This is a genomic window from Ruania albidiflava DSM 18029 (assembly GCF_000421225.1).
Taxonomy (GTDB): Bacteria; Actinomycetota; Actinomycetes; order Actinomycetales; family Beutenbergiaceae; genus Ruania; species Ruania albidiflava.
The window spans coordinates 184,566-197,318 of record NZ_ATWL01000002.1; the positions used below are offsets into that span (position 1 = coordinate 184,566).

Below are 12,753 nucleotides of genomic sequence, written 5' to 3' on the forward strand. Positions count from 1 at the left end.
CCAGGTCGGGTCAGGCGCCGGCCCGCAGGCGGGCGCCCGCGTCAGCTCTCTTCGACGACCAACGGGTAGACGCCGTTCTCGTCGTGCACCTCCCTGCCGGTCACCGGCGGGTTGAACACGCACACGCACCGGATCTCGGTGCGCGGACGCACCCGGTGCTTGTCATGGTTGTTCAGCAGGTACAACGAGCCGGGCGCCAGCTGGTGCACCTCGCCGGTGGCGAGGTCTTCGATCTCACCCTCACCGTGGGTGATGAACACCGCCTCGATGTGGTTGGCGTACCAGAAGTAGTTGTCGGTCCCCGCGTACAAGGTGGTCTCGTGCACGGAGAACCCGACACCCTCGCGCGCGAGGATGATGCGCTTGCTGCGCCAGTTCTCGGTCTTGATGTCATCCTCGGTGTCGGTGACGTCGTCGAGGGTGCGAACGATCATTGACGGTGTCCTTTCGCTGGTGCCGGTCCGATACCCCTCAGGCTACGGCGTCAGCCGTGGCCCGGCGCAGGATATCCAGTCCGTGGGCCAGCTCGTCGTTCGTCAGCGTCAGCGGCGGCAGCAGCTTGATCACCTCGTCGCGCGGGCCAGAGGTCTCCACCAGCAGACCGGCATCGAAGGCGTTCCGGCAGGTGGCTGCCGCGTGGTCCGGGTTCTCGAACTCCAGGCCGCGAGCCAGGCCACGGCCCTTCGCGGACAGACCGGCGCCGGGGTGGTCGGCCACGATGGTGTTCAGCGCGGACTCGGCGAAGGCACCCTTGGCGATGGTGGAACGCTCCAGGTCGTCGTCCGACCAGTAGGTGCGGATCGCCTCCGCAGCGGTCACGAACGCCGGGGCGAACCCGCGGAAGGTGCCGTTGTGCTCACCGGGCTCCCACACGTCCAGCTCGGGACGCAGCAGGGTCAGCGCGAGCGGCAGCCCGTAGCCGCTGATCGACTTGGACAGGCAGATGATGTCCGGCACGATCCCGGCCTCCTCGAAGGAGAAGAAGCCACCGGTGCGGCCGCAGCCCATCTGGATGTCGTCGACGATGAGCAGGATGCCCTGGTCCTTGCACAGCTTGGCCAGCCGCTGCAGCCAGGTCCGACGGGCGGTGTTCACGCCACCCTCGCCCTGGACTGTCTCCACGATCACCGCTGCCGGGGTGTTCAGCCCGGAGCCGGCATCGTTCAGCAGCCGCTCGAAGTACATGAAGTCTGCCATGTCGCCGTCGAAGTAGTCGTCGTACGGCATCGGTGTGGAGTGCACCAGCGGGATGCCGGCACCGTCGCGCTTCATCGAGTTCCCAGTCACCGACAGTGCACCGAGAGTCATCCCGTGGAAGGCGTTGGTGAAGGTCACCACCGACTCCCGGCCGGTGACCTTGCGGGCGAGCTTGAGCGCCGCCTCGACGGCGTTCGCCCCGCCAGGCCCGGGGAACATCACCGTGTGGTCCAGCCCGCGCGGGCGCAGGATCTGGTCGGTGAACGTGGTGAGGAAGTCGGTGCGGGCGGTGGTGAGCATGTCCAGTGAGTGCACCACGTTGTCACCGGCGAGGTACTTGAGCAGCACCTCCTTGAGGTGCCGGTTGTTGTGCCCGTAGTTCAGCGTGCCGGCACCAGCGAAGAAGTCGAGGTACTGGTCACCGTCCTCGGTGTACATGTAGCTGCCCTGGGCCTTGGCGAACGTGGCCGGCCAGGTCCGGGAGTAGCTGCGGACACCAGACTCCAGAGCGGTGGCGTCGATGCTGGTGAGTGTCATTGGTCGCTTTCCTTCGTGAGGGTTTGCGGATAGGTCGTGGGCACGGGTAGGCGTGCGGGCTGCGCGCAGCACGCCGGGACCGGTCGGGCCGGCGCAGCCTGGGGCTGTCAGATGCGCGTGAATCAGCTCCTCGTGAGCGGACTGATGTGCAGACGGGGCTCGGCGTCCTGCCCGTCCGGGAAGGCCTCGGCGAGCAGTCCTGCCGACCAGGTCAGCTCCGCTCCACGGCTGCGCGCGAAGCTCGCGAACAGCCTGCGGGAAGCCGTGTTGTCCTCGGTCACCGTCGCTTCCAGGGTGTGCACACCGGGCAGACCGTCAACCAGGTCGTCGAGCATCCGCCGGGCCAGGCGCCGGCCCCGTTGGTCGCCGCGGACCGCCACCTGCCAGACGAACACGCTGCTGGTGCGCTCCGGCGGCTGGTAGCCGAGCAAGAAGCCGACCACTTCTGCGCCGCTGACAGCGACCCGGCAGGTGCTGGCAAAGTCCTCGGCCAGCACCAGGTAGGCGTAGGACGAGTTCAGGTCCAGCTCGCCGCCGTCCCGGGCGAGACGCCACATCTCGGCACCTTCGCCGGGGCGCGGGGGACGGATCTGCACCGTGTCCGCAGCTGCGGACGGCGCACCATCAGTGGCTGAGGGTTCAGCTGTAGCAGGACTCGTCGGGGACTCAGTCGTGATCGGCATACGGCCACCCACGTTATGCAGTCATTGACCGAAGTGAAACCGGCCGTTGACAGTCCTGCGGCGGATACTCGATCCCGGCAGCACGGAGTAACTCGCTTCCTGCTGCGGGAAATGGACTGCCTCCGAGCCGGCGAAAAATGCCTCTCGAATTGCGTCCAAATAGTGAGACGGGCTGGTGTTCTGTGACGACGAACGACGAAAGGAGACCTGCCTCACAGATACCGCTACTAGGCTGGCCGGGTGGAGCAGGGCAGGGCGACGGGCGAGGAGCAGAGCGTTGCCGTGCCGGCAGGCTCGCCCACTGAGGAACGGCACCCAGGCAGCCGTGACATCGACACCATGGGGACCGCCGGCGTCGTGGCCACCATCCTCGCCGAGGACGTGGGCATCGCCGCCGCTGTGGCCGCCCAGGCCTCTGCGATCACTGCGCTGGTGCAGCTGGGCGTGGCTGCGCTGCGCGACGGTGGGCGGATCCTCTACCTCGGTGCGGGCACCTCCGGTCGGCTGGCGGTGCTCGACGCTGCCGAGCTGCTGCCCACCTACCGGGTCGGTGCGGACCAGGTGCGCGGGCACATCGCCGGCGGAGAGCGCGCCATGCTCCACCCGGTGGAGGGGGCAGAGGACGACCCGGAGGAGGGGCGTGCCGCCGTCGCCGACGTCACCGCCGCCGACCTGGTCATCGGTGTGGCCGCCAGCGGACGCACCCCCTACGTCCGCGGCGGCCTGCAGCACGCTCGTGCCGTCGGTGCCAGCACCGGACTGCTCTCCTGCAACCCCGCCGCCCCGCTCGCCGCGTTCGTCGACGTGCCCGTGCTCGTGGACACCGGTCCGGAGGTGATCACCGGCAGCACCCGGATGAAGGCGGGCACCGCGCAGAAGATGGTGCTGAACGCCTTCTCCACGGCGGTGATGGTCCGGCTCGGGAAGGTCTACTCGAACCTGATGATCGACGTCCTGCCCACCAACGAGAAGCTGCGCGGACGCGTGCTGCGGATGCTCGGCCAGGCCAGCGGTGCCGACCCGGACCGCTGCCGGCAGGCGCTGGAAGCAGCCGGGGCGCCTCGCCCGGCACTCGTCTGCCTGCTCGCCGACGTCTCGCCCGAGGTCGCGGCTGCAGCCCTGGCTGCCCACCCGCCTGACGACCGACGGGAGGCGGACCCCTCCGGGGTGCGTTCCGCCGTCGAACAGCTGCGCGGCAGGCGTGCCCGGGAGGCTGACCTGGCACGGTGACCTCCGCCGTCGACCATCGGTAGGCGGCGCGGACCGGAACCGGTCAGCTGGGGATCTGCGGGATCCGGATCATGCCCTCCTGGGCGATCGTGGCGACCAGCTCACCCGACCGGGAGTAGACCTTCGCCACACCCAGCCCCCGACCGCCGCAGGCCGAGGGTGAGGACTGGCTGTACAGCAACCAGTCCCCGGCGTCCACGTCGCGGTGCCACCACATCGCGTGGTCGAGGCTGGCCACCGACGCCTCCCGGGTCATCCAGGACAGGTGGTGGCGGCGCATGATCGGCTCCAGCATCACCTGGTCGCAGGCGTAGGCGAGCAGCGCTCGCTGCTCCAGCTGACCGGCGGGCAGCGGCCCGCGCGCCCGCATCCACAGGTGCTGCCGGTCCGTGCGCACCTCGCTCGGCGCGGTGAACAGGGCACCCTCCACGTGCCGCAGGTCGAACGCGCCGTTGCGGTAGAAGAACTGCGCCACCGGGTGGTCCAGGGAGCCGAACAGCTCCACCGAGCTGGGCAGGTCCTCCGGCGGCGGCACCTGCGGCATCTGCTCGGCGTGGTCCAGACCCTGCTGGTCGGCCTGGAACGAGGTGATCATCGACAGGATCGGCTTGCCCGACTGGATCGCGTGCGTGCGCCGGGCGGAGAAGGAACGCCCGTCGCGCAGGCGTTCGACGGCGAAGGTGATCGGCTCGTCCAGGTCACCGGGGCGCAGGAAATAGCCGTGCACGGAGTGCGGCAGCCGTTCGGTGGTCATCGTGCGACCCGCGGCCAGCAGCGCCTGGGCGAGCACCTGGCCGCCGTAGACCCGCCCGTGCAGCTGAGGCAGCGAACGGCCCACGAACGTGTCCTCGTCGAGCCGGTCCAGCTCCAGGGCCGCCAGCACCGCACCCAGCGGGTCCACCGGCTCGGCGCTCACGCTCGCCCCTCGTCGTCCTCGAAGGTGTTCACCAACGAGTAGGCGGCGCGTTCCAGGTAGTCCAGCAGAGCAGACTCCTGCAACGGGGCCAGGCCGGCCTCCTTCACTGCCACAGTCATGAACTGCAACCAGCGGTCCCGGGCCGTGGGTGTGACCCGGTAGGGCACGTGCCGCATCCGCAGCCTCGGGTGCCCGCGGGTCTCGGAGTAGGTGGTGGGACCGCCCCAGTACTGCTCCAGGAACATCCGCAACCGGTCCTCGGCCGGCCCCAGGTTCTCTTCCGGGTACATCTGGCGAAGCAACTCGTCCTCGGCGACCTGCTCGTAGAAGCGGCGGGTGATGAAGCGGAACGTGGGTGCACCGCCGACCGCCTCGTAGAAGGAGTCCGGGCGGGCAGGACGTGCCGACGTCACCCGCAGGGCAGGTCGCTGGGCGGGGTTGGCCGCAGGTTCGGGCATGCTCACGCCCGCCAGCCTAACGGGAGTGCAGTCCCTGATCTAAGCGGTATCGGCCGGTGCCGGTGCTAGAGCGCCAGCTCGACCAGGGCGGGCAGGGCGCCGCGAGCAGCCCTGCGGGCGTCCTCGGCACTCTCCGCAGCCAGCGCCCGACCCGCCGCCGCGCGACACTCGGCCAGCGTGGTCGCAGCCAGCAGCGCGCCCACGTCACCCAGTGCCCGCGGGGTCATCGACAGGCTGGAGACCCCCATGCCCACCAGCACCGCCGCCAGGGCGGGATCGGCAGCCGCCTCCCCGCACACCCCGACCGGGCGGGACTGGGCCGCTCCGCCGTCACAGGTGTACTGCAGCAGCTGCAGCACCGCCGGATCCCACGGAGTGGACAGCGGGGCCAACGAGCCGAGCAGCCGGTCGGCGGCCAGGGTGTACTGGGTGAGGTCGTTCGTACCGATCGAAGCGAACTCCGCGCGAGCCAGGATGGGGCCGGCGAGCAGCGCGGCACTGGGTACTTCCACCATCACCCCGGCCCGGTGCAGCCCGTGCGCGGCGCAGGCGGTCACGAAGTCTTCCGCCTCAGCGACCCGAGAGACCATCGGCGCCATCACCCAAACCTCCGCCTCGGAGTCCTCGGCAGCCTGGGCGATCGCGGTCAGCTGGTTCTCCAGCACGTCCCGGTCCTGCCAGGAGGTGCGGATTCCTCGGACCCCCAGGGCGGGGTTGGACTCCTCGCCACTGGTCAGGAACGGCATCGGCTTGTCCGCCCCCGCGTCCAGGGTGCGGATCACCACGCGACGCCCGGCGAACGCGGCGAACACTGCGGAGTAGGCGTCCACCTGCTCGGCGACGCTCGGCTCGGTGTCCCGACCGAGGAAGGCGAACTCGGTGCGGAACAACCCCACCCCCTCAGCGCCGCTGTCTGCGGCCGGCTGCGCCTCGGCGACCTCCCCCACGTTGGCCAGCAGCGCCACCCGGTGGCCGTCCTTCGTGCGCCCGGGTGGGTCGAAGGCACGCACCCGCACACGCTCCTTGGCGGCGGCCACCTGCTCCTCGGTGGGGTCCAGCAGCACCTCACCGGCGCCGCCGTCGACCAGCACCACGTCCCTGGCAGCGACCTGCTCGATCGCCTCACCCACCCCCACCACCGCCGGGATGCCCAGCGCACGGGCCAGGATCGCAGTGTGCGAGGTGGGCCCGCCCTCCTCGGTGACCAGCGCGCGCACCACCTCCGGGTCCAGCTGGGCAGTGTCCACCGGGGCCAGGTCGCGGGCGAGCAGGATGTAGGGCTCCTCCCGCTGCGGCACCCCCGGGCTGGGGGCGCCGAGCAGGTGGGCGATGATCCGGTCCCGCACGTCCGCCACGTCCCGGGCCCGTTCGGCCAGGTAGCCGCCGAGGGACTCGAACTGGCTCGCCACGGCACCGGCGGCCTCCCACACCGCCCGCTCCGGGGTGATCTGCTCGTCCCGCACCCGCTGCTGGGCATCGGAGACCAGCGTGGGGTCCTTGGCGATCTGCGCAGTGGTCTGGAGCACCTCCCGAGCCGTCCCCTCGGTGTGCTCGGCACGGTCGGTCAGGTCTTCGGCGACGGCGGAGGCTGCAGCGGGGATGGCCGCACTCGCCTCGTCCAGTCCTTGGCTGCGTCGCCGTCTGGGCGGTTCGCCCGCCGCCGTCGCCATGCGTACGGTGGGGCCTGCGGCCCGTCCGGGGGAGACCCCCGCACCACGGATGATCCGGATCTGCTCGTCGCCTGACATCGTGCCTCCCGTTGCCGCTGGCATCGAGCCTCATTCTCGTCCGGTGGCGGGAGTGGGGCCATGCGGTTGTAGAGTGGTGTGTATCACAAGGAGGAAGTCAGGAGTGGACGTGATCAAGGCCGAGGACATCCTCGCGGCGCTGGGCGGCGACACGAACGTGGTCGACCTGGAGCCGTGCATCACCCGGTTGCGGGTCGAGGTGACCGACCCGGCACTGGTGGACGAGGAGAGCCTGCGCGCGCACGGGGCCTATGGAGTGGTGCGCTCCGGTCGGGTGGTCCAGGTGGTGGTCGGCCCGGTGGCCGATGACCTGGCCGCTGACATCGACGGGCTGCGCCCCACCACGTGACCTGAGCAGCTCCGGCTGCGAGGGCCCGACGGCGTGCCCGGCGACCGCGTGCCTGCCCTGGCGGCACGCGGTCGATCTACGTCCGGATCCATCGATGCGGTGCCGGTGCGCAGGTTCCTCTCGATGAGCCGCAGGTCGCGAGCTTCCCGGTGGCGCCGCCGCCGTCCAGGTGCCGACTCTGGCAAGATCGTCTACAACGGCCAACACCGACCGCCACCTATCGACGCAGGAGTATCGGGTACACACCGTGATGGAGGACCACATCGACGTCGGCAGCAGCGGGCTGCGCGCTCTGGCCGCTGCGTACGGGGTGGCGACCGAGTTCTGGGACTACCGCGGTATCCACCAGCAGGTGCCAGACAGCACGCTGCGTAGCGTGCTCGCAGCCATGGACGTGCTGGCCGAGACCGACCACCAGGTGCAGGCCGCGCTCGCGGTTGCGCAGAGTGCGCCCTGGCGGCGCACGCTCCCACCGTGCGTGGTGGTGCGTGCCGGTGTGCCGGAGCAGGTACCGGTGCACGTGCCCGACGGCGCCACGGTGCGGCTGCGGGTGGTCCTGGAGGACGGTGCCGAGCGTGAGCTGGAGCAGGTGGACGTCTGGGTCGCACCGCAGGAAGTTGACGGCGCGCAGGTCGGCAGAGCCACCTTTGCGCTGCCTGCTGACCTACCGCTGGGCTGGCACGAGCTGGTCGTGGACGTCGATGAGCGCACTGCCACCGCCCGGAGCCCGCTGGCCATCACCCCCTCCCGGCTGCCGATGCCCGAGCTGCGGGCAGAGCAGGGTGGCCGCGCCTGGGGGCTGATGGCCCAGCTGTACTCGGTGCGCTCGGCCGCCTCCTGGGGGATCGGCGACCTGGCCGACCTGGCGGAGCTGACCGGCCTGTCCGGGGAGCTCGGCGGCGACTTCCTGCTGATCAACCCGCTGCATGCGGCCGAGCCCGGTGCGCCGATGACGCCCTCGCCGTACCTGCCTACCACCCGCCAGTTCCTCAACCCCATCTACATCCGGCCCGAGGACATCCGGGAGACCGCCTACCTGCCGAACAGCCAACGCACGCTGCTGGAGTGGGCGCTGGACGCGTTGCGACCGATGAACACCGATGCTGGCCCGATCGACCGGGATGCGGTGTGGGCGGAGAAGAAGTCGGCGTTGGAGACGATCTTCGCCGCCGGCCGCAGCCGTTCGCGGCAGCGGTCGCTGGACCGGTTCCGTGCGGAGCTGGGCCGCCGGCTGGAGGACTTCGCCCTCTGGTGTGCCGTGGCCGAGCAGCACACCGAGGGGGAGCCTTGGCCGCTGGACGACGCCACCCCCGGAGCACTGGGCCGGCTCCGCCGGGAGCTGGCGGAGCGCATCGACTTCTTCTGCTGGCTGCAGTGGGTCGCCGACGAACAGCTCGAGCGTGCCCAGCGCACAGCGCGGGAGGCGGGGATGCGGATCGGCGTGATGCAGGACCTTGCCGTGGGGGTGCACCCGCGCGGGGCGGACTCCTGGTCGATGGCGGGGGTGCTGGCTCGCGGCATCACCGTGGGCGCGCCGCCGGACATGTACAACCAGCAAGGGCAGGACTGGTCGCAGCCGCCGTGGCGGCCGGATGCGCTCGCCGAGGCCGGGTACCGCCCGCTGCGGGACCTGGTGCGCACCGTCGTGCGACACGCCGGGGCCCTGCGGGTGGACCACATCATCGGCCTGTTCCGGCTGTGGTGGATCCCCGACGGAGCGTCCGCCGAGGAGGGCACCTATGTGCGCTACGACCATGAGGCGATGGTCGGGGTGCTCGCCCTGGAGGCCTATCGGGCCGGGGCGATGGTGATCGGGGAGGACCTGGGCACGGTGGAGCCGTGGGTACGCGACTACCTCTCCGAGCGTGGTGTCCTCGGCACCTCGGTGCTGTGGTTCGAGCAGGAGGACAACCGGCCGCGCCGCCCGGAGGACTATCGCGAGCTGGCCCTGGCGACGGTCACCACGCACGACCTGCCCCCGACCGCCGGCTACCTCGCCGAGGAGCACGTCGAGCTGCGTCAGCAGTTGGGGCTGCTCACCGAACCGGCGGCGCAGGTGCGGCTGGCGGCGCAGATCGAGCGGGAGCGGATGCTGCAGGCGCTGCGCGACCGGTTCCTGCTGCCGCCAGACCCTACGGAGCGGCAGATCGTCGAGGCACTGCACCGGTTCGTGGTGCACAGCCCGTCGCTGCTGGTAGGGGTGGCGCTGACGGACGCAGTGGGAGAGCGACGGGCGCAGAACCAGCCTGGCACCGACACCGAGTACCCGAACTGGAAGATGCCCCTGGCCGACGGTGGGGAGACGGCCGTGCTGGTGGAGGACCTGCCCGGCAACGCGCGGTTCTCCTCGCTGGTGGCTGCCGTGCGCCAAGAGCTCGCCGACCGGGCCGCAACTGCTCAGCCCGCCGACGGGCAGCAGGTGAGCCGGCCGTGAGGGTGCACGCCCCGGTACCGGGCCGGGTGCTGGAGCTTGCGGACGTGCCCGACCAGGTGTTCGCCGCGGCGATCGTCGGGCCCGGACTGGCGATCGACCCCGGTCCTGATGCCGAGGCCGTCACAGCTGTGGCGCCGGTGGCCGGGCGGGTGGTCAAGCTGCATCCGCACGCGTTCGTCATCGTGGCTGGCTCAGGCCAGGGGGTGCTGGTGCACCTGGGCATCGACACGGTCGAGCTCGCTGGGGACGGGTTCACCGTACATGCTGCCGAGGGCGAGGAGGTGACCACCGGCGCGCCGATGATCACGTTCGACCCGGTAGCAGTGGCTCAGGGTGGCCGCAGCCCGGTGTGCCCGGTGATCGCGCTCGACGGCGGTGCCGAGCAGGTGCACCGACTCGCCCCCGCGGTGGTCGCCGCAGCGGACCCACTCTTCGACTGGACCTGACCCCCTGAGTGTCGCGAACGCTCGCCTTCGCGGCGTCTGAAACGATTCACAGCGCGCAGGCGAGCGTTCGCGACCTGCGGGGTGGGGCTGGGTTCAGGCGCGGTCGCGGGCCTGGGCGGCCAGCGCCCGGCGGGCGGTGTCCCGCGCTTCGACCACCAGCCGGCGCAACGCGGGCAGCCGGTCTCCCAGCCCGTCGAGGAACTCGTCGGTGCGGCCCAGCACGTCCAGGTGGCTAGCGTCGATGTCCGCGAGCTTCGCTGGGTACAGGCCGATCACGATGTTCTGTGCCATCTCGTTGGTCCGCTCGGTCCACACTCGTTCGATGGAGCGGAAGTAGCGCTCGGCGAACGGTGCGAGCAGAGCCCGGTCTCGAGCGCGGCCGAAACCGCTGATCACGGCGGCTTGCACGGCGTTCGGCAGGTCGTCGGCCTCGACCACCGACGCCCACACTGCCTCCTTCGCCTCCGCGGTGGGGATCGATGCCCGTGCGGTGGCGGCGGCACGCTGACCGGTGGCGGTGGCATCCCGGTCGAGCTCGGCTGCGATCTCCTCCTCACCGGCAGCGCCCGCGGCGACCAGACCGGTGAGCAGGTCCCAGCGCAGGTCGGTGTCCACCGTCAGCCCCGGCAACGTCTCCTCGCCGGCGAGCAGTGCGGCAAGGGCCGTCGTGTGCGCTGCAGTGCTGGCGCGCCCGGCGAACGCCCGGACCAGCTGGAGCTGGCTGTCCGAGCCGGCCTCGGCAGCTCGGGCCAGCGCCCAGAGCCGGTCGGCGACCTCCACGGCCACCGCGTCTCGCCGTGCCGGGTCGGTGTAGAAGTCCACTGCGGTCGCCAGCTGGCGCAGCAGCACGAGCGTCGTGGTGGAGTCGGTCTCCGCACCGAGGTTGGCCAGCAACAGGTCCAGGTAGCGGTGCGCCGGCCACTCGCCGTCTCGCGTCATGTCCCAGGCGGCGGCCCAGACCAAGGACCGAGGCAGCGACTCGGTGAACGCGGCCAGGTGGTCAGTGGCTACCTGCAGCGAGCCCTCGTCCAGCCGGATCTTCGCGTAGGCGAGGTCGTCGTCGTTCACCAGGATCAGCTGCGGTCGGGTCAGACCCACCAGCTCGGGCACGGGGGTGGCCGGTCCGTCGATGTCCAGCTCCACCCGGTGGGTACGCACCAGCGCCCCGGTGGCGTCCATGTCGTAACCACCGACGGCGACGCGGTGCGGGCGCAGCACCGGGTGAGACCCTGGCGCCTCCTGTGCGATCACGAACGAGGTGATCCGCCCCGTGGCGTCCGTCTGCACCTCCGGGCGCAGCGTGGTCACCCCCGCCTCCTGCAACCACACCCGAGACCACGTGCTCAGGTCCCGCCCGCTGGTGGCCTCCAGCTCCACGAGCAGGTCCTCGAGCTCGGTGTTGCCGAAGGCGTGCTTGCGGAAGTAGGCCGCGACCCCGGCGAGGAAGCTCTCCTTGCCCACCCAGGCCACGAGCTGCTTGAGGACTGAGGCGCCCTTGGCGTAGGTGATGCCGTCGAAGTTGACCTCCACGTCCTCGAGGTCGTTGATCTCGGCGACGATCGGGTGGGTGGAGGGCAGCTGGTCCTGGCGGTAGGCCCAGGACTTCTCCAGCGACGCGAACGTGGTCCAGGCTTCGGTCCACCGGGTGGCCTCGGCGGTGGCGAGGGTGGAGGCGTACTCGGCGAACGACTCGTTCAGCCACAGGTCGTTCCACCAGCGCATCGTCACCAGGTCGCCGAACCACATGTGCGCCAGCTCGTGCAGGATCGTCACCGCCCGGCGCTCCACGGTGGCCTCCGGGGCCTTGGAGCGGAACACGTAGTGCTCCACGAACGTCACGCAGCCGGCGTTCTCCATCGCCCCAGCGTTGAACTCCGGCACGAACAGCTGGTCGTACTTCTCGTACGGGTACGCCAGGTCGAACGCCTCCTCGTAGAAGGCGAACCCGGCGCGGGTGATGTCCATGATGTTCTCCGCATCCAGGTGCTCGGCGAGCGAAGCGCGGCAGAACACGCCGAGATCGATGGTGCGCCCGTCCCGGGAGGTGAGCTCGCCGTCGACCCGGTGGTACGGGCCAGCCACCAGGGCGGTGACGTAGCACGGCAGCACGGGCGTAGCAGCGAACGACCAGGTCGAGGTCCGTTCACCAGCCGGCACAGGAGGTGGGGTGGGGGAGTTGGACACCACCTTCCAGTGCGCTGGCGCCGTGACTGTGAAGGAGAACGTGGCCTTGAGGTCCGGCTGCTCGAACACCGCGAACATCCGCCGGGTGTCGGCCACCTCGAACTGCGAGTAGAGGTAGACCTCGTTGTCGACCGGGTCCACGAACCGGTGCAGCCCCTCGCCGGTGCGCATGTAGGCGCAGTCAGCAACTACGGTCAGCTCGTTCTCCGCCGCCAGGTCGGTCAGCTGGATGCGGGAGTCGGCGAACACCTCAGCCACCGGCAGCGAGCGACCGTTGAGCACGACCTCGTGCACCGTTGGAGCGATCAGGTCGATGAAGCTGCTCGCCCCGGGGGTGGCCGTGAACTGGACGGTGGTGCGCGAGGTGAACGTCTCCTCACCCTGGGTCAGGTCCAGCTCCACCAGGTAGCTGCTGGGCGAGAGCACCTCCGCACGCTCGCGGGCTTCGAGGCGGGTGAGGTTCTCTCCGGGCATGGCACTGCTCCTTCGTCGACGCCGATCGCGGGTCATCGTCTGTGGCCGGCCGGTGGGCCGGCACCGATCCTCCCACGTCCGGCCGGCGGGGCCCGAC

General features: G+C 70.6%; 11 protein-coding genes. 4 read left to right on the forward strand and 7 right to left on the reverse strand.

Going from position 1 to position 12,753, the window contains the following annotated elements:
• Positions 1-41 precede the first annotated feature (41 nt).
• From K338_RS0103205 to ectA, 3 genes are all read right to left on the reverse strand, one after another.
• Positions 42-434, reverse strand: a complete 393-nt coding sequence (locus K338_RS0103205) for an ectoine synthase (protein ID WP_022916740.1) — start codon at positions 432-434, stop codon at positions 42-44.
• 37 nt (positions 435-471) lie between these two features.
• The gene (gene ectB / locus K338_RS0103210; RefSeq protein WP_022916741.1) at positions 472-1,734 is read right to left on the reverse strand and encodes a diaminobutyrate--2-oxoglutarate transaminase; all 1,263 of its coding nucleotides are present in this window, start codon (positions 1,732-1,734) and stop codon (positions 472-474) included.
• A 122-nt stretch (positions 1,735-1,856) separates the two neighbouring features.
• On the reverse strand, positions 1,857-2,417 hold the full coding sequence (gene ectA, locus K338_RS20190) for a diaminobutyrate acetyltransferase (protein ID WP_022916742.1): 561 nt from the start codon (positions 2,415-2,417) through the stop codon (positions 1,857-1,859).
• 240 nt (positions 2,418-2,657) lie between these two features.
• Between ectA and K338_RS20195 the strand changes: the two genes are divergently transcribed.
• A complete protein-coding gene (locus K338_RS20195) occupies positions 2,658-3,647 on the forward strand; it encodes an N-acetylmuramic acid 6-phosphate etherase (RefSeq protein WP_051154651.1) in 990 nt (329 codons plus the stop codon).
• Positions 3,648-3,690: 43 nt separating this feature from the next.
• Here the strand turns inward: K338_RS20195 and K338_RS0103230 are convergent, their stop codons facing one another.
• From K338_RS0103230 to ptsP, 3 genes are all read right to left on the reverse strand, one after another.
• Positions 3,691-4,563 carry an acyl-CoA thioesterase gene (locus K338_RS0103230; protein ID WP_022916744.1) on the reverse strand — a complete coding sequence of 291 codons (873 nt, stop codon included), beginning with the start codon at positions 4,561-4,563 and terminating at the stop codon, positions 3,691-3,693.
• Entirely contained in the window at positions 4,560-5,021 is a 462-nt protein-coding gene (locus tag K338_RS0103235; RefSeq protein ID WP_022916745.1) for a globin, read from the reverse strand. Before K338_RS0103235 ends, K338_RS0103230 begins: the two co-directional genes overlap by 4 nt.
• A gap of 65 nt (positions 5,022-5,086) precedes the next feature.
• Positions 5,087-6,769, reverse strand: coding sequence for a phosphoenolpyruvate--protein phosphotransferase (gene ptsP / locus K338_RS0103240; protein WP_022916746.1), 1,683 nt, complete (start codon positions 6,767-6,769; stop codon positions 5,087-5,089).
• Between the two features lie 109 nt (positions 6,770-6,878).
• On the opposite strand from ptsP, the gene K338_RS0103245 reads away from it, so the two are divergent.
• From K338_RS0103245 to K338_RS0103255, 3 genes are all read left to right on the forward strand, one after another.
• Positions 6,879-7,118 carry a PTS sugar transporter subunit IIB gene (locus K338_RS0103245; protein WP_027286382.1) on the forward strand — a complete coding sequence of 80 codons (240 nt, stop codon included), beginning with the start codon at positions 6,879-6,881 and terminating at the stop codon, positions 7,116-7,118.
• 250 nt (positions 7,119-7,368) lie between these two features.
• Positions 7,369-9,552: a 4-alpha-glucanotransferase gene (malQ, locus tag K338_RS20200; RefSeq protein WP_022916748.1), complete on the forward strand. Its 2,184-nt coding sequence runs from the start codon at positions 7,369-7,371 to the stop codon at positions 9,550-9,552.
• A complete protein-coding gene (locus tag K338_RS0103255; RefSeq protein ID WP_022916749.1) occupies positions 9,549-9,998 on the forward strand; it encodes a PTS sugar transporter subunit IIA in 450 nt (149 codons plus the stop codon). Before malQ ends, K338_RS0103255 begins: the two co-directional genes overlap by 4 nt.
• 93 nt (positions 9,999-10,091) lie before the next feature.
• Here the strand turns inward: K338_RS0103255 and pepN are convergent, their stop codons facing one another.
• Entirely contained in the window at positions 10,092-12,656 is a 2,565-nt protein-coding gene (pepN, locus tag K338_RS0103260; RefSeq protein ID WP_022916750.1) for an aminopeptidase N, read from the reverse strand.
• Between the last annotated feature and the right edge of the window lie 97 nt (positions 12,657-12,753).

What these genes read in the sequence shown, in the direction of transcription:
- ptsP (WP_022916746.1), bottom strand. Translation starts at nt 6,769, where the DNA reads ATGTCAGGCGACGAGCAGATCCGGATCATCCGTGGTGCGGGGGTCTCC.
- K338_RS0103205 (WP_022916740.1), bottom strand. Translation starts at nt 434, where the DNA reads ATGATCGTTCGCACCCTCGACGACGTCACCGACACCGAGGATGACATC.
- pepN (WP_022916750.1), bottom strand. Translation starts at nt 12,656, where the DNA reads ATGCCCGGAGAGAACCTCACCCGCCTCGAAGCCCGCGAGCGTGCGGAG.
- malQ (WP_022916748.1), top strand. Translation starts at nt 7,369, where the DNA reads ATGGAGGACCACATCGACGTCGGCAGCAGCGGGCTGCGCGCTCTGGCC.
- ectA (WP_022916742.1), bottom strand. Translation starts at nt 2,417, where the DNA reads ATGCCGATCACGACTGAGTCCCCGACGAGTCCTGCTACAGCTGAACCC.
- ectB (WP_022916741.1), bottom strand. Translation starts at nt 1,734, where the DNA reads ATGACACTCACCAGCATCGACGCCACCGCTCTGGAGTCTGGTGTCCGC.
- K338_RS0103235 (WP_022916745.1), bottom strand. Translation starts at nt 5,021, where the DNA reads ATGCCCGAACCTGCGGCCAACCCCGCCCAGCGACCTGCCCTGCGGGTG.